This is a genomic window from Meiothermus sp., from assembly GCF_025056915.1.
Taxonomy (GTDB): domain Bacteria; phylum Deinococcota; class Deinococci; order Deinococcales; family Thermaceae; genus Meiothermus.
Genome location: NZ_JANWVH010000025.1, coordinates 1 through 17,389, shown reverse-complemented (window position 1 = coordinate 17,389; position 17,389 = coordinate 1). Strand labels below are relative to the sequence as shown.

15 protein-coding genes are annotated in these 17,389 nt (G+C 62.8%); 5 read left to right on the top strand and 10 right to left on the bottom strand.

Going from position 1 to position 17,389, the window contains the following annotated elements:
• Positions 1–15: 15 nt before the first annotated feature.
• The 3 genes from coaD (at position 16) to NZN28_RS05930 (ending at position 2,929) form a co-directional block, all read left to right on the top strand.
• Complete coding sequence (gene coaD / locus NZN28_RS05940) at positions 16–513, top strand: pantetheine-phosphate adenylyltransferase (protein WP_295396073.1); 498 nt, start codon at positions 16–18, stop codon at positions 511–513.
• A gap of 1 nt (position 514) precedes the next feature.
• Positions 515–2,107 (top strand): aldehyde dehydrogenase family protein, encoded by a 1,593-nt coding sequence (locus tag NZN28_RS05935; RefSeq protein WP_295396071.1) that lies wholly within the window; start codon positions 515–517, stop codon positions 2,105–2,107.
• A 372-nt stretch (positions 2,108–2,479) separates the two neighbouring features.
• Complete coding sequence (locus tag NZN28_RS05930; RefSeq protein ID WP_295396069.1) at positions 2,480–2,929, top strand: hypothetical protein; 450 nt, start codon at positions 2,480–2,482, stop codon at positions 2,927–2,929.
• Between the two features lie 107 nt (positions 2,930–3,036).
• On the opposite strand, the gene NZN28_RS05925 is transcribed toward NZN28_RS05930, so the two are convergent.
• The 7 genes from NZN28_RS05925 to NZN28_RS05895 all read right to left on the bottom strand — a co-directional run bounded on the left by NZN28_RS05925 (position 3,037) and on the right by NZN28_RS05895 (position 10,838).
• Complete coding sequence (locus NZN28_RS05925) at positions 3,037–4,248, bottom strand: VWA domain-containing protein (RefSeq protein WP_295396067.1); 1,212 nt, start codon at positions 4,246–4,248, stop codon at positions 3,037–3,039.
• A gap of 32 nt (positions 4,249–4,280) precedes the next feature.
• Complete coding sequence (locus NZN28_RS05920) at positions 4,281–5,177, bottom strand: MoxR family ATPase (protein ID WP_295396065.1); 897 nt, start codon at positions 5,175–5,177, stop codon at positions 4,281–4,283.
• Positions 5,174–6,292 (bottom strand): XdhC family protein, encoded by a 1,119-nt coding sequence (locus NZN28_RS05915; protein ID WP_295396063.1) that lies wholly within the window; start codon positions 6,290–6,292, stop codon positions 5,174–5,176. The genes NZN28_RS05920 and NZN28_RS05915 overlap by 4 nt, the downstream gene beginning before the upstream one ends.
• A 153-nt stretch (positions 6,293–6,445) precedes the next feature.
• Entirely contained in the window at positions 6,446–6,895 is a 450-nt protein-coding gene (locus NZN28_RS05910; protein WP_295396061.1) for a carbon monoxide dehydrogenase subunit G, read from the bottom strand.
• A 73-nt stretch (positions 6,896–6,968) separates the two neighbouring features.
• Positions 6,969–9,368 (bottom strand): aerobic carbon-monoxide dehydrogenase large subunit, encoded by a 2,400-nt coding sequence (locus NZN28_RS05905; protein ID WP_295396059.1) that lies wholly within the window; start codon positions 9,366–9,368, stop codon positions 6,969–6,971.
• A 79-nt stretch (positions 9,369–9,447) separates the two neighbouring features.
• Positions 9,448–9,936 (bottom strand): (2Fe-2S)-binding protein, encoded by a 489-nt coding sequence (locus NZN28_RS05900; protein WP_295396057.1) that lies wholly within the window; start codon positions 9,934–9,936, stop codon positions 9,448–9,450.
• Between the two features lie 23 nt (positions 9,937–9,959).
• Positions 9,960–10,838 carry a xanthine dehydrogenase family protein subunit M gene (locus NZN28_RS05895; protein ID WP_295396055.1) on the bottom strand — a complete coding sequence of 293 codons (879 nt, stop codon included), beginning with the start codon at positions 10,836–10,838 and terminating at the stop codon, positions 9,960–9,962.
• A 278-nt stretch (positions 10,839–11,116) separates the two neighbouring features.
• Between NZN28_RS05895 and NZN28_RS05890 the strand changes: the two genes are divergently transcribed.
• Both NZN28_RS05890 and NZN28_RS05885 read left to right on the top strand, forming a co-directional pair.
• On the top strand, positions 11,117–12,049 hold the full coding sequence (locus NZN28_RS05890; protein ID WP_295396053.1) for a nucleotidyltransferase family protein: 933 nt from the start codon (positions 11,117–11,119) through the stop codon (positions 12,047–12,049).
• 470 nt (positions 12,050–12,519) lie between these two features.
• Positions 12,520–15,105, top strand: a complete 2,586-nt coding sequence (locus NZN28_RS05885; RefSeq protein WP_295396050.1) for an HD domain-containing phosphohydrolase — start codon at positions 12,520–12,522, stop codon at positions 15,103–15,105.
• Between the two features lie 271 nt (positions 15,106–15,376).
• Here the strand turns inward: NZN28_RS05885 and NZN28_RS05880 are convergent, their stop codons facing one another.
• The 3 genes from NZN28_RS05880 to NZN28_RS05870 are packed head-to-tail and all read right to left on the bottom strand — an operon-like array spanning position 15,377 to position 17,301.
• Positions 15,377–15,601 carry a hypothetical protein gene (locus NZN28_RS05880; protein ID WP_295396048.1) on the bottom strand — a complete coding sequence of 75 codons (225 nt, stop codon included), beginning with the start codon at positions 15,599–15,601 and terminating at the stop codon, positions 15,377–15,379.
• 42 nt (positions 15,602–15,643) lie between these two features.
• A complete protein-coding gene (locus tag NZN28_RS05875; protein WP_295396046.1) occupies positions 15,644–16,276 on the bottom strand; it encodes a glycosyltransferase family 2 protein in 633 nt (210 codons plus the stop codon).
• 11 nt (positions 16,277–16,287) lie between these two features.
• Positions 16,288–17,301 carry an RIP metalloprotease gene (locus NZN28_RS05870; protein ID WP_295396044.1) on the bottom strand — a complete coding sequence of 338 codons (1,014 nt, stop codon included), beginning with the start codon at positions 17,299–17,301 and terminating at the stop codon, positions 16,288–16,290.
• Positions 17,302–17,389 lie beyond the last annotated feature (88 nt).

Here is a 17,389-nt window from a genome sequence, read left to right as displayed (position 1 = left end):
CGAAAGCGAGGCAGTATGCACGTAGTGTATCCCGGAAGTTTCGACCCTTTGCACAACGGGCACTTTGATGTAATTCAGCGGGCCTCGAGGCACTTCACCAAGGTCACGGTGGCGGTGCTTGAAAACCCCTCCAAGCGGGGGCTCTGGCTTTTCAGCCCGACGGAGCGGGTCGAGATTATCCGGCAAGCGGTGGCCGCGGCCCGCATGAGCAACGTCGAGGTGGATACCTTTAGCGGCCTTCTGGTGGAGTACATGAAGCGGGTTAACTCCAGGGTCATCGTCAAGGGGTTGAGGGCGGTCTCCGACTACGAAAACGAACTCCAGATGGCCCACCTCAACCGGCAGTACGGCAACCACCCCGAAACCTTTTTTATCATGGCCGCCACCCGCTGGTCGTTCGTTTCGTCCACCATGATCAAAGAAATCGCCCGCTACGGGGGCGACGTGTCCAAGCTGGTTCCGCCCGCAACGGTGGAAGCGCTGCGGGCCAAGCTCAACTCTGTGGAGAACTGATATGCAAACGCACAAGAGCAAGTACGGCAATGCGCTGGAAATCGGCCACCTAGTTGGTGGAGAGGAAGTCTTCGATGGCCGGTGGCTCGAGCGCCACAACCCTTCCGACCACGCCGACCTGACAGCCCGCTTCCCCGAGGGCAGCAAAGACACCCTGCGCAAAGCGGCCCGGGTCGCGCAAAAGGCCTTTCTGGACTGGTCACGCACCCCGGCACCGGTGCGCGGGGGGGTGCTTACGAACCTGGCCGGGGTACTCACCCGCGAGAAAGACACCCTGGTGCGGCTCATGGTTCGAGAGGTGGGCAAGACCTTCAAGGAGGCCGCAGGCGACGTGCAGGAGGCCATAGACACGGCCATCTTTTTTGCCTCGGAAGGGCGCCGGCTCTACGGCCAGACGGTGCCCAGCGAGATGAAGCAAAAGGAGCTTTTCACCTTCCGCCGCCCCATTGGGGTGGTGGGGATGATTACGGCGGGCAACTTTCCCATCGCGGTACCGTCCTGGAAGCTGATTCCGGCCATCCTGACCGGCAACACGGTGGTCTGGAAGCCCTCCGACGATGCCCCCGCCCTCTCTTACGTCTTCGTCAAGCTCTTCGAGGAAGCCGGTCTGCCCCCGGGGGTCATCAATGTGGTCTTTGGCGGCGGTAAAGACTCCACGGGGCAGTGGCTGGTGGAGCTGATGGACGAGGGGCTGCTTCACAAGTTCGCTTTCACCGGCAGCACCGCGGTGGGGCGCTGGATTGGCGAGGTGGCCGGGCGCAACCTGCTGCGCCCCACGCTCGAGCTCGGAGGCAAGAACCCTTTGGTGGTGCTGCGCGACAGCGACCTCGAGCTAGCTGTGGAGGGAGCCTGGTGGAGCGCCTTTGCCACCGGCGGCCAGCGCTGCACCAGCGCGGGCAACATCATCGTGGAGGCCCCCATCTACGAGGAGTTCAAAAAGCGCTTCCTGGAAAAGACCGAGTCCACCCTGGTGGGCAACCCCCTCGAGCACCCCCAGGTCACCTACGGCCCCTTCATCAACACCCGGCTCTTTGAGCGCTGGAATGAGCACTACACCTGGGGCCAGCAGGATGGGGCCACCCTGCTCTTGGGCCAGGGTCGCATTACCGGCTCCAACCCCTATCCCCACTTCCGGGGCGACCCCGAGGCCGGTACCTTCGGCTGGCCCACGGTCTGGGAGGCCCGCCCCGGCATGCGGCAGTTCGAGCAGGAAATTTTCGGCCCCACCATCAACCTGGTGCGGGTGGATGGGCTGGACGAGGCCATCCAGGCCGCCAATGCCCACCCCTACGGGCTTTCCAGTGCGCTCTACACCAACCGCCGCGACTGGGCCTACCGCTTCAAAAACGAGATTAAGGCCGGCATGACCAGCATCAACAACTCCACCGTGGGGGCCGAGGCCCACCTGCCCTTCGGCGGGGTGAGGGCCAGCGGCAATGGCACCCGCGAAAGCGGTATCTGGGTGATTGAGGAATACACCTACTGGCACGCGGTCAACGAGGAGTACTCGGGCAAGCTCCAGCTCGCCCAGATGGACACCGCCTATGCCCAGCCCCAGGCCCCCACCGACTGGGCCAGGGTGCTGCAAGGCTAGCCCGCGCGAGAAGGCTTTGGGCCTGCCCCCAACCACCCTGCAAGGTTTCGCACTCTTCCCATTCGGGGCCGCCCATCCGGGCGGTCACGGTTCTGTCCAGGGCAGAGCTTTCTCAAACGTAATGGGCGAGTGGCGCTTTAGCCGTGAACGGGGGCAGGTACTTACGCAAGGCGGATTGTGGGCTCAGGAGCATCCGAAAAGGATTTGATTGAACGTTCGCTTGAACCCTTTGCAAGCGATAGGAGCGGCGGGGCAGGGCGCAGGGCTTCGGCGGTCGAGAGCAGAAGACCGGCCACCCCCACCTTGCGTAGCTCGAACGCCCGAAGTTTGGTTAAACCCTACCCTGACCCTTAACATGAAGCCGGAGGAGTTATGCGTAACTGGATTGCCCTGGCCCTGGCCGGAATGGCTCTTTTAGCAGCCTGTGCCCCTTCGGTGCGGGCCGACCCAGGTGAGGTGGTTTACGATGTGGGCGGCGGGTTCCCCTGGGGTGGCGCCCAGGGCAACCCGGTGGTGGTGCGCCTGTCTCAATCGGTTGCCACCTATTATGCGCTCGAGGCCCGCCCGCTGCCCGGCTACGGGCGCTGGGTGCAGCGTCTGGGCACGGGCTCCACGGCCATCTACGTCTCGCAGCGGCTCAACGCCCAGGGGCAGCCGGTGGCGAGCATCGAGATGCGCTGGAGCTTTGCGGTTCGGGCTGACGGCTTTGGCTCGGTTCGCCTCGAGACCCTGGCCTCGGAGGCCATTGACGTGGGCCTGGTCGAGGGCCCGGCCTTCGCCCGGCTCGACCGCGATTTTCGCCGGGTGGCGAGCGCCCGCTAGCAGGTTTATCGCCCTTCCCAGACGGGGCCGCTCATCCGGGCGGCCCCTGTTCTGTGCAGGACAAAGCTTTCTTATAGTCGAGTGGCTCTCAATATGTGAAGAGCGCCCTATTTTCGCAGGCGCAGCCGGTGGGTGAGCCGGGCGAACTCTTCGGGGGTGTGGGCCGTGCAGAACCTATCCAGGTAGGGTAGGGCGGTCTTCATGCAGTTGGCGTAGGGGTCGTAGCCTTCGCGGCCCAGCAGGGGGTTGAGCCAAACCAGGGCCGCGCTGCGGTGGTAGATTTGCCGCAGGGCATAGTCCAGCACCTCCGGTGCGCCGGTGTCCAGGCCATCGCTGGCCACAATCACGATGGTATCGCCCCGAATCAGGCCCCCGTACTTTTGCTCCAAGCAGAGCAGGTTCTCCCCTATTTGGGTGCCACCCCCCCAGGCCTGACCCAGCTGGTTGAGCCTGGGGCGTTCGGAGAGGTTTCTCGCTTTCTCGAGCTGCCGGGTTATGCGCTTTAGACCGGTCGAAAAAACGAACACCTCGACCCGGTTGCAGCGCAGGCGGAGGGCAAAGGCAAACTGCAAGAGCTGGTCGGAGTACGACTGCATCGAGCGGCTTCCGTCCAGCACGAACACAAAGCGGGGCTGGCGTTTGGGGTGGTGCTGCCAGGCGGGATACAGCGGGTCGCCCCCGGTGTGGAGGGCTTTGCGCAGGGTGCGCCGAAAGTGAACACGCGTGCCTTTGGGGGCCGAGTCCCAGCGACGGCTGCGGCCCAGCCTGACCTGATGAACCAGCTGGCTGGCGGCCAGAAGCATGGCCTCGAGGTCTTGCTGGGGGATCTCCACTTCCGGGCTTTCGCCGCCCGCCGTGCGGCTAAACATGGCCTTGAGCAGGGGGGCGGCCCAGTGGTCGGCGCTTTCGTCTTCGGTCAATCGGGCCTCGCCATGCCCGGCGGGGCCATGCAGATCGTGGACCGCCTCGGCTGAGCGACTTTGGGGGGGCTGGCTTTGCTCGCCGCGCTCGCCCTGGCCGCCGGGGCTGACCTTGCGGGGGTTGGCCTGGGCTTTATGGCGCTTGCGGCCTGGTAGAAAAAACTGGAAAAACAGGTCGTCGAAGACCCGCTCTTGCTCGAGGTTGCTGCAAAACACCAGCTTGAGGGCCTGGCGCACTTCCTGGAGGCTCTCAAGGTGGATGGCCTCGAGGGCCCTCAAGGCATCCTCCACCTCGCCGGGCCCCAGGTTGAAGCGCTGGGCGGTGTGCCGCAGGTATTCGGCAAAGGCAATCAGGTTCTCGGGCAGTTGACCATGCGGAAATGTGGTGAAGGTGGACATCGGCGTCTTTGGAACCAACCCGGAGGCTCTCCCTACGCCACCAGTTCGGCCAAGCGCCCTTTGTGGGCTTCGATTAGGGTCAGGTCGTCTTTATCCTTCAGGATTACCCCCCAGGTCTGCTCCAGAACGCGCATATCCAGTGACTCCTGGTGCAGGGAGACCAGGGCTTCGGCCCAGTCCAGGCTTTCCGCCACTCCCGGCGCTTTGTTCAGGGGAAGCTCGCGCAAATGGGCGACCACGGTGGCAATCTTCTGGGCCAGCCGCTCGTTGATACCGGGCAGCTTGGTGCGGATGATTTCGACCTCTTTTTCGAAGCTGGGGTAGTTCTGCCACAGGTACAAGCAGCGCCGCCTCAGGGCGTCCGAAAGCTCCCGGCTGCGGTTGGAGGTCAGAATGACGTATGGGCGGTGGGTGGCCTTCAGGGTGCCCAGCTCGGGGATGGTGACCTGGAACTCGGCCAGCATCTCCAGCAGAAAAGCCTCAAACTCCTCGTCGGTGCGGTCAATTTCGTCAATCAACAAGACCGGGGGCTTCTCCTGCGAGATGGCCTCCAGCAACGGACGCCGCAGCAGGTAGGCCTCGCTGAAAATTTCAGCTTCGCGCGCGGCCACGCTCTGTCCGGTGTTCTCGGTCAGGCGGATGTGCAGCATCTGCTTGGGGTAGTTCCACTCGTAAAGGGCTTGGGCTGTATCGAGCCCCTCGTAGCACTGCAAGCGGATCAGCCGGGTGTCCAGCACCTCGGCCAAGGTTTTGGCCACCTGGGTTTTGCCCACCCCAGCCGGGCCCTCAACCAGCAGTGGCTTGCGCAGGGCCATCACCAGGCGCAGGGCGGTGGCCATGGGCAGGTCGGCGATGTAGTTTCGTTCGCGCAGAACGGCCTGGATGCCCTCGACGGTGGTGAGCAGTGGGTTGATCTCGGTCTGGCTCATGCCCGGCCCTTCAGGTATTTTTCGGGGTTTTTGAGGAACTTGGCCCGGCAGTTGGGGCAGCTAAAGTAATAGGTCTGACCCTGGTATTCTGCGCTCACCGCCTTGGCGATCTCGAGCACCTCACCGCTGGTCGGGTCAATGGCCGTTCCGGGGGGTAGGTTGGCGGGGGCGGCGGCAGCAGAGGCCCCGATTTCAGCCGCAATCGAGGCCACCTGGCGTATTTCCTCCGGGACGCCTGGGTGGGGAGCAGAGCGGGAGTGATTAGGGGCAACCACGGGTGTTTTTTCCGGCATGGCCAGCCTGCCATCGTACCCCTGCTTTCCGCTCTTTTGCAGAATGATCTCCGCCAGGATGGAGATGGCCACCTCGTCGCGCCCGCGCCCGCCCAGGTCCAGGCCGGCGGGGTATTTGAGCTGTGGGAAGGCGGTCTTTGGCACACCTAAAAGCTCCAGGTTGTCCAGCACGGTTGCCCCGCGTTTGCGACTGGCCACCAGGCCCAGGTAGGCGGGGTTGGGCATCGAGGCCGCAATCAGGGCCAGCGCGTCCTCGTCGTAGTGGCCTTGCGAGGCCACCACGATGCTGGTTTTGGCTGGGTTCTGGTGGGCCAGCCAGTCGGGCAGCTCGCGCCAGTTCAGCACCTGGATATCGGACTCGAGGCTCACCCCAGCCAGCTCCGGCATATCGCAGGCGAGCGTGACCCGGTAGTTCATTCGGGCGGCAATCTGCGCCGTGCAGAGGGCAATTTGAGAGCCTCCAACCACCAGCAGGCTGGCCTTGCCGACCAGGGGCTCGATGTACACATCCACCGCGCCTTCGCTGGCACAGGTCATGGGAATCATCACCTCGTCGGCGTGCTCCAGCACCACCCTGGCCGCAGCCTCCGGGGTGATTCTGACCAGGCGCGGCCTGCCCAGCCTGAGGGCCTCGAGGGCCTGCTTCCGCACAATCTCGCGGGAGCAAGACCCACCCACATATCCCTCAAACCGCCCGTCCTCGAAGACCAGGGCTTTATCGCCCAGGTGCGATGAGACCGGCGCCTGCCGCGAGACCACCGTGGCCAGCGCCACCGCTTCGCCGTTGCGCTGTAGCTCCGCGATTTTGCTGTAGATGTCCATGTCTTTTCCAAAGTACGCCAAGTCCGAACGGGCAATTCATCGGCTGGTCACAAACGAGCACAGCCTGGAATTGCCCTGCCTCCAGGACGGAGTCGGGCTTTGTGTGGGGGGAGGCCCTCGCCCATTCCGACCTGGAAGCGCTGCGCCCGCCGCCTAGACTTCGCTCATTTTCTTACCCATATTGGCGAATACCGTCTCGATGAGGCGTTTCGCCTGGGCATCGAGCACCCGCCCCCCTACCGTTGCCGCAGGGCCGCTCACGGTGGCCTGTCCCTGCCAGTCCAGGAGGGTGGTCTGGTCTTCTTTGCCGGTAATGTCGGCGCTGGCGGTGAGGTCCACCGCGCTGCCCAGGCCACCGCCCCGGATGCGAACCATCATCTTGTTTTCCTCGGGGCGGGGGTCGAGTTCAATGTTGAACTTGAACGAGCCCCGCACCGGCCCCACCGCTACCCCCACAGTGGCAACCATGTTCTTTTCATCCTTGAACTCGACCGACTTCAGGTCGGGCAAGCAGGAGGCCACCTTCTGGGGGTCCTTTATAAAGCTCCAAACCTTTTCCGTGCTGGCTTGTACCGTTTCCTGGCCGCTGTATTCAAGTTTCATGGGCTAACCTCTTGGATGGATCATAGCCGATAGCCAAAAACCCTTTTGCTATCGGCTATGGAGGGTAGGCTTCTCAGAACGAATCCACCCCGGCCTGCCGCAGGATGCGCCAGACCTTCTCACGGGTGATGGGCATGTCAATGTGGCGCACGCCCAGGTGGGCCAGGGCGTCCACCACCGCATTCACAAAAGCCGCCGGGCTGCCCACCGTGGGCGACTCACCCACCCCCTTGGCCCCGATGGGGTGGTGGGGGCTGGGGGTCACGGTGTGGCCGGTCTCCCATTTGGGGGTCTCGAGGGCGGTGGGCAGCAGGTAGTCGGTAAAGTTCGACGAGAGGTGGTTGCCCTGCTCATCGAAGGCGATCTCCTGCATGAAGGCCATGGCGAAGCCCTCGGTCAGGCCGCCGTGTACCTGCCCCTCCACAATCATGGGGTTGATGATGGTGCCGCAGTCGTCAATGGCCACAAAGCGGCGCACCTTCACCTCGCCGGTGCCCTTGTCAATGTCCACCACGCAGATGTAGGCCCCATGGGGGAAGGTCAGGTTGGGGGGGTCGTAGTAGTAGGTGGTCTCGAGGCCCGGCTCCATCCCCGGAGGCAGGTTGGTGTAGGCCGCGAAGGCCACCTCGTTCATGGTCACGCTCTTGCCCGGCACGCCCTTGACCACAAACTTCTTGTCCACCCACTCCACATCGTTTTCGCCCACTTCCAGCAGGTGCGCGGCAATCTTTTTGGCTTTCTCGCGGATGCGCCGCGCCCCCAGGGCCATAGCGCCCCCAGCGGTGGGGGTGGAGCGGCTGGCATAGGTGCCGAGGCCGTAAGGGGCGGTGTCGGTGTCGCCCTCCTCCACGATGATCTTGTCCACATCTAAGCCGAGTTCCTCGGAGACAATTTGCGCCCAGGTGGTCTCGTGGCCCTGGCCCTGGTGGCGGGTTCCGGCCCGCACGATGGCCGAGCCCGAGGGGTGCACGCGAATCTCGGCCCCATCGAACATCTTGATGCCCAGGATGTCGAAGTCCTTGGAGGGGCCGGCCCCCACAATCTCGGTGAAGGTGGAGATGCCAATGCCCATCAGCTCGCCTCTAGCCCGCTTTTCGGCCTGCTCCTTGCGCAGCTCGGCGTAGCCAATGCGCTCGAGGGCGACCTTAAGGGTTTTTTCGTAGTCGCCGGAGTCGTAGGTCCAGCCCAGGGCCGAGGGGTAGGGGAACTGCTGCGGCTGGATGAAGTTTTTCAGGCGCAGCTCGGCGGGGTCCATCTTGAGCTCGTGGGCCAGCACATCCATGCTGCGCTCGATCAGGTAGCTGGCCTCGGTCACCCGGAACGAGCACCGGTAGGCCACCCCGCCGGGAGCCTTGTTGGTATAAACCGCCTCGACCTGGGCGTAGGCTTTCTGGAAGTCGTAGGAGCCGGTGCATATGGAAAACAGCCCGGCGGGGTACTTGCTGGGGTCGGCGGCGGCGTCGAAGGCCCCGTGGTCGGCCAGGGTGTAAACCTTCATGGCCGTCACCTTGCCGTCCTTGGTGGCCCCGATCTCGATGTCCATGTGGAAATCGCGGGCAAAGCCGGTGGTGGTGAGGTTCTCGGTGCGGGTCTCGACCCACTTGACCGGCGCGCCCAGCACAATGCTGCCCACGATGGCGCACACGTAGCCGGGGTAAACCGGCACCTTGTTGCCAAACCCGCCGCCAATGTCGGGCGAGATGACCCGGATGTTGTTTTCGGGAATCTTGGTCACCAGCGAGAGCACCGTGCGAATGGCGTGGGGGGCCTGGGTGGTCATGTAGACCGTGAGGCGGCCCGTGGCCGGGTTCATATCGCCGATGCAGCCGCAGGGCTCCAGGGGGGCGGGGTGGCTCCTGGGATAGACCATGTGCTGCTTGATGCGCACCTCCGAGGCGGCCAGGGCTTTCTCGGTCTCGTCTTTGGAGCCCACGTCCCAGGTCCAGATGTGGTTGTCGTGGCGGCGCGGGCCGTGGGCGCCGGTCATCTGGCCTTTGAGGTCCTCGCGCAAGACCGGGGCGTCAGGGGCAGTGGCCTTGTAGGGGTCAACCACCACCGGCAGGGGCTCGTACTCCACCTGTACGGCGGCGGCCCCATCGGCGGCGGCCTGGCGGGTCTCGGCGTAGACGGCGGCCACTTCCTGATACTGGTAGAGCACCTTGCCATCGGCCAGCACCATCTGCTTGTCGCCGGCCAGGGTCGGAATCCAGGAAAGCCCCGCGGCGGCCAGGTCTTTGGCGGTAATCACCGCTTTCACACCCGGAATCTTGAGGGCTTCGGAGGCGTCAATGTTCAGAATTTTGGCATGGGCGTAGGGGCTGTGCACGAGGGCCATGTACAACATGCCGGGCAGCTTGATGTCGTCGAGGTAGTTGCCCTTGCCCACGATGAAGCGCGAGTCTTCCTTACGCTTGATGGCCTTGCCAAGCCCCTGAATCCCTTTGGGCTCGAGGTTTGTGGTCTGAACTGCCATGGGTACTCCTTTGATGGGTTGCTCGAGGCGAATCGCCCAAAGCGAAGGACTGAACGGTTTCTCCCAAGCCTTTCTCGGTTCAATCGTCTGCCGCCGCGCCTGCGGGTTGCTGCAGCATCTGGGCTGCCTGCTGCACCGCCTTGACGATGTTCTGGTAGCCCGTGCAGCGGCACAGATTGCCCGAGAGTCCGAAGCGAATCTCCTCTTCGGTGGGGTTGGGGTTGTGTTGCAGCAGCACGTGGGCCGCCATGATCATGCCCGGGGTGCAGTAGCCGCACTGCAGGCCGTGCTGATCGTGAAAAGCCTGCTGCAGCGGGTGGAGCTTCCCTCCCTGGGCCATGCCTTCGATGGTGGTGATTTCGTGGCCCTCGGCCATCACCGCGAACATGGTGCAGCTTTTCACCGCCGTTTTGCCGTCCAGCACCACCGTGCAGACCCCACAGGAGGAGCTATCGCAGCCGATGTGGGTTCCGGTCAGCCCCGCATCGCGGATGGCATGAACCAGAAGGGTTCGGGGTTCTACATTGAGCTTTTTCTCGGCGCCGTTGATCTTCAGGGTGATTTCCATGGTTGTGCACCTCGAGGGGGAACTCAGGCTACCGCTACGTTCAGGCGGCGCAGGGCCTTTATAAGGCCGCGACCCACCAGCACCCGGGCCATGTCTTTTTTGTATTCCGCCGAGCCGCGCGCATCGGGATTGGGGTCGGCAATTTTGCGGGCCTCCTCGGCAGCTGCCCGAATCAGATCCAGGCTGGGTTTCTGGCCACGCAGCAGGTTTTCTCCCTCCACCACCCGCAGCGCCATATGCGCCACTGCGGTGATGCCAATGCCGGCTTCTTTGATGGTTCCATCGGGATTAAGCTCAATTTGTACGGCGGCGGCAGCGGTGGCGTAGTCGCCTACTTTGCGCTCAATTTTTTCGTAGGCGCCCGAGGTGCGTTCATTGGGGATGGGAAACCGCGCTTCCACGGCCAGCTCTCCCTCGCCAATGGAGGTCGCAAAGCTATCCACCAAAAACTGGTCAATGGCCTCGACTCGAGTCCCATTTTTGCCCTGGATAACCATCTCGGCCCGGGCTGCAATGGCGGCAGCGGCCCAGTCGCCGGACGGGTCGTTGTGGCACAGCGAACCCACCACCGTGCCCCGGAAGCGCACGATGGGGTCGGCGACCACCATCGAAACGTCGCTGATCAGGTGGTACTTGCTTTGTATGTTCTTGTTGAACTCCACATCGGTGTCGCGCACCAGGGCCCCGATGCGGAGCTTTCCGTTTTCTTCCAGCAGATAGCCAAGGTTGGGGAGTTTATTGATGTCCACCAGCACCGCAGGCTGGGCCAGCCGATAGCGCATGGCCGGGATAAGGCTTTGGCCCCCGGCCAGCACCCTGGCATCGTAGCCGTGCTCGGCCAGGTGGCTGATGGCCTCCTCGAGGGACATCGGGCGTTTGTACTCAAAGGCCGCAGGTATCATACTGTCCAACCTCCCTTGGGTTTTTGCTTGTACAACCACGACTAAACTAAAGCCTTGCGCAGAGAGGGAGCATGCCGAAGATTACAGTTTGCACTGTGCGGACGGGCCGAGCCAGGCCACCCAGGTTTGCAGGCGTCTGGCAGGCTTGGGGAGGGCCCCATAGGGCGGGTTCCGCTGGGTGGCTGCGCTACTATGGTTGTTGAAAGGCCCTGGGGTGGGGGGAACGTTCATAGCGCCATTCAAACCCGGCCAATCCCCCACGAAGCACCCTCCTGCTCATGCCGCCGCTTGATGCCATCGTACTTTCTGCCGGAAGCGCCTCGAGGTTTGGGATTCCCAAATTCCTCCTGCCTGCCGGAAAGGGCCATGTCCTGTTGACCCGTGTGCTGGAGCAGGCCCTGCGCGTTGCCGATGGGCGCATTGCGGTGGTGGTAGGGCGAGAAGCCAAGGTGGCTCGGTATGCGGTCAAAAATTGGCTGGCCGCCCAGCCGGGCAACCCTGGCTCGAGGGTTGTCACGGTCATAAACCGTTATTACTGGCGCGGTCAGAGTTCCTCGCTCAAGGTGGGCGTTCGAACCCTGAATGATTCCGAAGGCGTGCTGGTGCTGCTGGCCGATATGCCCCTGCTGGCTCCAGAAAAGCTGGCGCAACAGGCTCGAGCCATCCGGTCTCGTGGGTCGCAGACGCTGGCAGTGGCGGCAGCCGAGATGGGCCAGATTCGACCACCGGTTTTTTTGTCCAGGCCGCTCTTCCCAGAGGTTCTAAAACTCAGAGGTGACCTGGGAGCCCGGGCCCTCTTGAAGGCTCACCGGGAAGCGGTCTTATTGGTTGAGTGGGGTTCGGGGCCCTGGTTTCTGGATGTGGATGATTGGCAGACCTACCGGACGGTGGCCCAAAGCATGAACTGGGACAGGGAAGCATTTGTTCCACCCCGGCGGCAAACAATTCCTGTCTCGGTGGCCTGTGCAAAGATAGACAAAGCCCTGGCGTCTCCGATTGTGCCCTGGTTGGCGCCCGGAATCCTGCTGCTTCCGTCCAATAGCGAGTCGCTCTGGCTATGGCTGAGTCGGAGCTACCGGGGCGTGCGCAGTCTGGTTGTGGGGCCTGCCCAGACACCCGCAGCTTACCTGGAGCTCATTCAACGAGCCACTCTTGCGGTACTGGCCAACGAAACCGACAGCCCCGGCGATGGTCGCGATTTGGGGGCGTAAATATCGCGCTCTGCACAGACGGGGCCGCCCATCCGGCAAGATGCCCAAAAGCAAAAACCAGCGCATATTCTCATGCGCTTTCCAGGGCGAGACTCGTCGGATTCCATCAAAAAATTGCTTGGCCTTGCAAAAATTTCCGAGGAATAAAAAGCATGGGAAAGTGGTGCAGTGTTGGGCCATAAACGAAGCGTTGCTCTCTGCTCCAAACCCATTCTTTCGCAAGGAAACTTTCCTAAAGACCGGATTGAACATTAATCACTGCCTTTTCAGACAATCGGTCGTAGACTGAGGCATGGAGAGGCGCGGTGCGGGGCTGTGGCAAGAGCTGACCTGTTCCGGATTGTAAGGCTCGACCCCGGTTCAAGTACGAACCAACCGTATCAGGCAGTGGCATAGAGGCTTTGGTGGAGCATCGCGATTTAGACCCAACCACAACCGCTTCGATGGGAGTGCTGGCCGCCATCGAAGCGATGCTTGCAGAAGCGGAGGCCTGTCAGGCCCAGGCTCCCCTGGAGGCCCTGCGCCTGGCTGAGAATGCCAAACGCCTTGCGCAGGCGCAGCGGGAACGACTGCACGAGGCTCAAGCCTCGTTCACGCTGGCCAGAATCCAGCACCGAAACGGGCAGCTGAATGAAGCGGTTCAGGAAGCGACCGCAGGTCTGGAGATTGCATCCACAATCGGCGAACCGGCCCAGAGGGTTGAGGGATTAAGGCTGCTGGCCTCCTTTCTTCGTGAGCAGGGCGACCTGAACCAGGCCACCTGCTACCTCGAGCAAGCCGTCGCACTGGCGCGGCAGAACAACCTGCTTGCTGCCGAAGCCGACTGCCTCAACCAGCAAGCTGGAATCCACCACTCCAGGGCCGAGTATGCCCAGGCTCTGGACAAGCTCACTCGAGCCCTCAGCCTGGTGCGTACCCTGGGCCATCAAGTCTCCGAGGCCAGCTTCCTCAACAACATCGGGATTCTGCGCACCGAGATGGGGCAGTATCCACAGGCCCTCGAGGCGTTTCTGGAAGCCTATCAACTCTACTGCCAGGATGGACACAGCCCTCGCAACCGCGCGGGCAACCTGGCGTCTATTGGCAACCTGTACATGGAGATGGGTGATTTCGACCAGGCCGACCGATACTACGAGCGGGCCCTAGCCGAGACTCGCCAGGTTCAGGAGCGATTGCTTGAGTTGCAGGTTTTGCAGCTCAAGGCGGAGCTGGCGTATAAACGGTCGGACTACCTGAAAGCCAGGGATATTCACTGCCAGGTGGTCACCCTGAGCCGAGAACTGGGGCTGGAACCGACTCTGCTGGCTTCTATGGAAGGGCTGGCCAGAACGCAGCGGGCGCTCGGTGAAACCCAGGTGGCCATGCAAACGCTCCTGGATGTTTTAGAGCTGGCCCGCACCAGAGGCTGGCGAACCACCGTTCTGGACGTATTGCTAAGCCTGGGGGAGGCGGCTATCGAGCTGGGTGAGCTGCGCCAGGCCGAGGCATATGGCCTCGAGGCCCTGGAACTATCGCGCCAGGCCGAGCGCAAACGCAGCGCATACCTGGCCCACCGACTCCTGGCCCAGGTTTACCGGGCGGCGGGGGCCTATGTCCAGGCCATTGAACACCTGGAAGAGTACCATCGTCTTGAGCGCGAGGTATTCAACGAGGAAAGCGAACGCCAGCGCCAGACCCTGATGAACCAGCTCGAGTTCGAGCGCATCCGCAACGAGGCTGAGAGCCTCCGGATGAGAAGCGAACTCGAGCGCCAGGCCCGCGAGGAGGCTCAGGCCAAGGTTTTCCAGCGCACCCAGGAACTCGAGTTCGCACAACTCGAGATTGTTTCCCGCCTGGCGCTGGCCGCCGAGTTCCGCGACGACGCCACCGGCGAACATACCTACCGGGTCGGGCGTAACGCGGCCATGATTGCCAAAGAGCTTGGCTGGCCCCCCCACGAAGTCGAAACCCTGCGCCTGGCTGCACGTTTGCATGACGTGGGCAAAATCGGAATCCCGGACGCGATTTTGCTCAAGCGCGATCGCCTGACAGTGGACGAGTACGAACTGATGAAAGATCACACCAACATTGGAGCGCGCATCCTGTCTGGGGGACGGTCCAAAATTCTTCGACTGGCTGAAGAAATTGCCCTGTCCCACCACGAACACTTCGATGGGAGTGGCTATCCCCGGGGCCTCATCGGCGATAGCATCCCCATGTCCGGACGCATTGTGGCCGTGGCCGACGTGCTGGATGCCCTGACCCATGAACGCCCCTATAAACGGGCCTGGTCGGTGGCCGAGGCGCTGGCCGAGATTAAGCGTCAGAGCGGGCGACAGTTCGATCCAACGGTGGTCGAGGCCTGCCTGAGGGTTTTTGCCGAGGCCACCACCGACGTGGAAGAGCACATGCAGCGCCTGGACTCCGATCTTTCGCTCTCGGTTCAGCTCGAGAAGGCCCAGCTGGGCTGGGCGGATGAGGAAATCGAGATGCTCAAGCAAAACTTTGAAAATTTGCTGGCCGAGCGCACCCGCGAGCTCGAGCAGGCCCGTCGGGAGGCGCAGGTGCTGGCCCGGCGAATGGAGCTGATGGCCCATACCGACGTGCTGACCGGTCTGGGCAACCGCCGCGCGTTCGAGTCCGACCTCGAGAGCGAGGTCGCCCGCGCCCAGCGGGTCGGTTACTCACTCAGTGTGGTGGCTCTGGATGTGGATACCCTCAAACAGCTCAACGACACCGAGGGCCACGAACGGGGGGATGCCCTGCTGCGTACCTTTGCCCAGGCCATGCAGGAGTGCTTCTTCGACCTAGGCCGGGTCTACCGGATTGGGGGCGATGAATATGCGGCCATCCTGCCCTATGTGGACGCACGTCACCAGGACGAGATATTTGGCCGCATTGAAACGGCTGTTCTCAACACCCGGAGCCAGGGTTTCCCGACGGCCAGCGTCAGCAGCGGCATGGCCTCCATGCCCGAGGAGGCTACAACCGATGGCGACCTGGTGCGGCTTTCCGACCAACGCATGTACCAGGACAAGCTCGCGCGGCGTCGGGCACGCGAAGTAGGGGCCAGCTAAGCAAGACCTGCCGCCTGGCAGCGTAGAAACCGAATGCTGTGTCGCATAAAAGCCCGTGCAAACACACCCGCACGGTGAGCGACTTATGGCAATCCTGGCCTGCTCTTGCTCTGTTCCTACCTCGCAAGGGAGGGACAGAGATAGCCCCGGCTGAGATTGGCCTGATTCGCTTACCGTGCAGGTGTGGTTGTACGGACTTTTACGCGGTACCCCATATAGCCGTATCTGAAGGGCCTATGAAGCAAGCCCAGGACTGGGGCGTCGGACGGGGCTACTCTTCGTCCTCTTCTTCTTCGTCGTCCCAGTCGTCGTCGAAGTCGTCCTCGTCGGATTCGATGTCGTCTATGTAGTAGTCCTCGATGTTGTTCGAATCGGCCACCGTCTGGCCGTTGCTCACAAAGCGCAGGCCAGACTCGTCAATCTCGAGGCTCAGATCCTCGAGGTCGGTGTCGTCGGGCACATGAACCTGCATCATCACCGATACTTCGATTCGCATATAAACCTCCACAACACGCTATAGGACTCGTGTCAGGCAAGTTCAAGCCCCACTTTTCTTGCCCCAACGGTATTTTAGCAGTTCGGCATACATTCGCAGACGCAGGCCCAGGCCCCTCCAGAAGCCGCGTTTTTGCTCTTTCATAATCTGCCCGGCGCCGGGCAGTTCAACATAGGCCCAGCGGGCCTGGGAGCGGGCCAGGTGGTCGGTGATGGCCGGCTCCGGCCAGCGGCGCGCGGTGAGGTTGGGTACGCTTTTCAGCCAGGCGGTGGTACAGGCCCGCTGCCCCGACAAAAAAGGGGTGGCCCGGTTGCCGAAATCGGTCATGAATCCCCCGGCCTTGAAAACGCCGATGGCCATGTCCAGCCTGCCGCTGCGAACGGGCTCGAGCAGGGCCTGCAGATGCTCGGGTCTCAAACCCGTCAGGTCAGCATCAAGCAGGAGCAGGTAGGGGGATTGCACCTGGGCCAGTCCGTAGGCCAGCGCGCTGCTTTTACCCCGGTTTTCCGGCAGGCGCAACACTTGGGCTCCGGCCCTCTCGGCAACCTGGGTGGTCTGGTCGGTAGAGCCATCGTCCACCACCAGCACCGGCAAACCCGCTTCCCGCGCCACAGCGACCACGGCAGCAATGTGGGCCTCCTCGTTGTAGGCCGGAATCAAGACCGTGGTATCCATCCTGCGCTATTCTACCCGCCGGCCAGGTTGCGGATATCGTTGATGGTCACCAGCACAATCAGGAGAATCAAAAATACGAAGCCGCCATACGAGAGTCGGGCCTCGGTCTCGGGTTTGATGCGTCCGCCGGTGAGGACATTGGCCACCAGCACCAGGATGCGCCCCCCATCCAGCCCTGGAATGGGCAACAGGTTGAACACCGCCAGCGAGAGGTTGATGGTCGCCAGCAGCGCGACCAGGGTACCCAGGCCCTGCTGGGCGGCCTGGCCGGTGATGCTCACAATGCCAACCGGCCCGGCCACGCCCTGGGCTTGCTGGCCCGAGAGGATACGGGCAATGCTGCCCACGAATTCCTGCACAAAGCGCGGCACCGCGGTCACCGTTTCGCCGATGGCCCGGCTGAGCCCCTGGAAGAAGTTGATGCGGGTGTAACCGACCAGCTCGGCCCGGTAGACGATGCCCAGCCGGCCCTGCGTGTTATCCCAGTTGAAGCGCAGGGTTACTTCCTGCCCGTCGCGCAGCACCACAAACACCTTCTCGCCGGGGGTCTGGCGGAAGCGGGTAACCTGGTCGTAGGACTCGAGCTGGGTGCCGTTCAGGCTCAGAATGCGGTCGCCCACCCGGAAACCGGCCTGCTCGGCCAGGCTGCCGGGCAGCACCTCGGTCACCTCGGCCCGGGTCTGGGGCACCCCCTGGATGGAGGAAAGCGCCGCCAGCACCCCCCAGGCCAGGAGCAGGTTCATCACCACCCCGGCCACCAGAATAAAGAACTTGCCCAGCGCCGAGAGCCGCGCATAACCGTGGCTATCGCCGGGCATCATGCCCTCGATTTCGGCGTAGCCGCCCAGTGGAATGGCGTTGAGCCGCCAGGTGGTGCCCCAGCGGTCGAACTTGAGCAAAGTAGGGCCAAACCCCACCCCAAAATTCCTGACCCCCACCCCCTGCCAGCGGGCCGCCAGGTAGTGGCCCATCTCGTGGACAAAAATGCTAATGGAGATGATCAGGAGAAACCAGAGGAGGCTCATGCATGGCTCCGTAAACGGCCTGGACGGCGTAGGGGGTTGGGGGTTGGGATCAATTTCATGTCGGCGCCTTCACTTTGAGAAATTCTCG

Bases quoted from the DNA above. Each gene is read 5' to 3' on its own strand.
- NZN28_RS05935 (WP_295396071.1), top strand. From the start codon at position 515: ATGCAAACGCACAAGAGCAAGTACGGCAATGCGCTGGAAATCGGCCAC.
- NZN28_RS05910 (WP_295396061.1), bottom strand. From the start codon at position 6,895: ATGAAACTTGAATACAGCGGCCAGGAAACGGTACAAGCCAGCACGGAA.
- NZN28_RS05915 (WP_295396063.1), bottom strand. From the start codon at position 6,292: ATGGACATCTACAGCAAAATCGCGGAGCTACAGCGCAACGGCGAAGCG.
- NZN28_RS05880 (WP_295396048.1), bottom strand. From the start codon at position 15,601: ATGCGAATCGAAGTATCGGTGATGATGCAGGTTCATGTGCCCGACGAC.
- NZN28_RS05890 (WP_295396053.1), top strand. From the start codon at position 11,117: ATGCCGCCGCTTGATGCCATCGTACTTTCTGCCGGAAGCGCCTCGAGG.
- coaD (WP_295396073.1), top strand. From the start codon at position 16: ATGCACGTAGTGTATCCCGGAAGTTTCGACCCTTTGCACAACGGGCAC.
- NZN28_RS05885 (WP_295396050.1), top strand. From the start codon at position 12,520: ATGCTTGCAGAAGCGGAGGCCTGTCAGGCCCAGGCTCCCCTGGAGGCC.
- NZN28_RS05930 (WP_295396069.1), top strand. From the start codon at position 2,480: ATGCGTAACTGGATTGCCCTGGCCCTGGCCGGAATGGCTCTTTTAGCA.
- NZN28_RS05875 (WP_295396046.1), bottom strand. From the start codon at position 16,276: ATGGATACCACGGTCTTGATTCCGGCCTACAACGAGGAGGCCCACATT.
- NZN28_RS05905 (WP_295396059.1), bottom strand. From the start codon at position 9,368: ATGGCAGTTCAGACCACAAACCTCGAGCCCAAAGGGATTCAGGGGCTT.
- NZN28_RS05870 (WP_295396044.1), bottom strand. From the start codon at position 17,301: ATGAGCCTCCTCTGGTTTCTCCTGATCATCTCCATTAGCATTTTTGTC.
- NZN28_RS05920 (WP_295396065.1), bottom strand. From the start codon at position 5,177: ATGAGCCAGACCGAGATCAACCCACTGCTCACCACCGTCGAGGGCATC.
- NZN28_RS05895 (WP_295396055.1), bottom strand. From the start codon at position 10,838: ATGATACCTGCGGCCTTTGAGTACAAACGCCCGATGTCCCTCGAGGAG.
- NZN28_RS05900 (WP_295396057.1), bottom strand. From the start codon at position 9,936: ATGGAAATCACCCTGAAGATCAACGGCGCCGAGAAAAAGCTCAATGTA.
- NZN28_RS05925 (WP_295396067.1), bottom strand. From the start codon at position 4,248: ATGTCCACCTTCACCACATTTCCGCATGGTCAACTGCCCGAGAACCTG.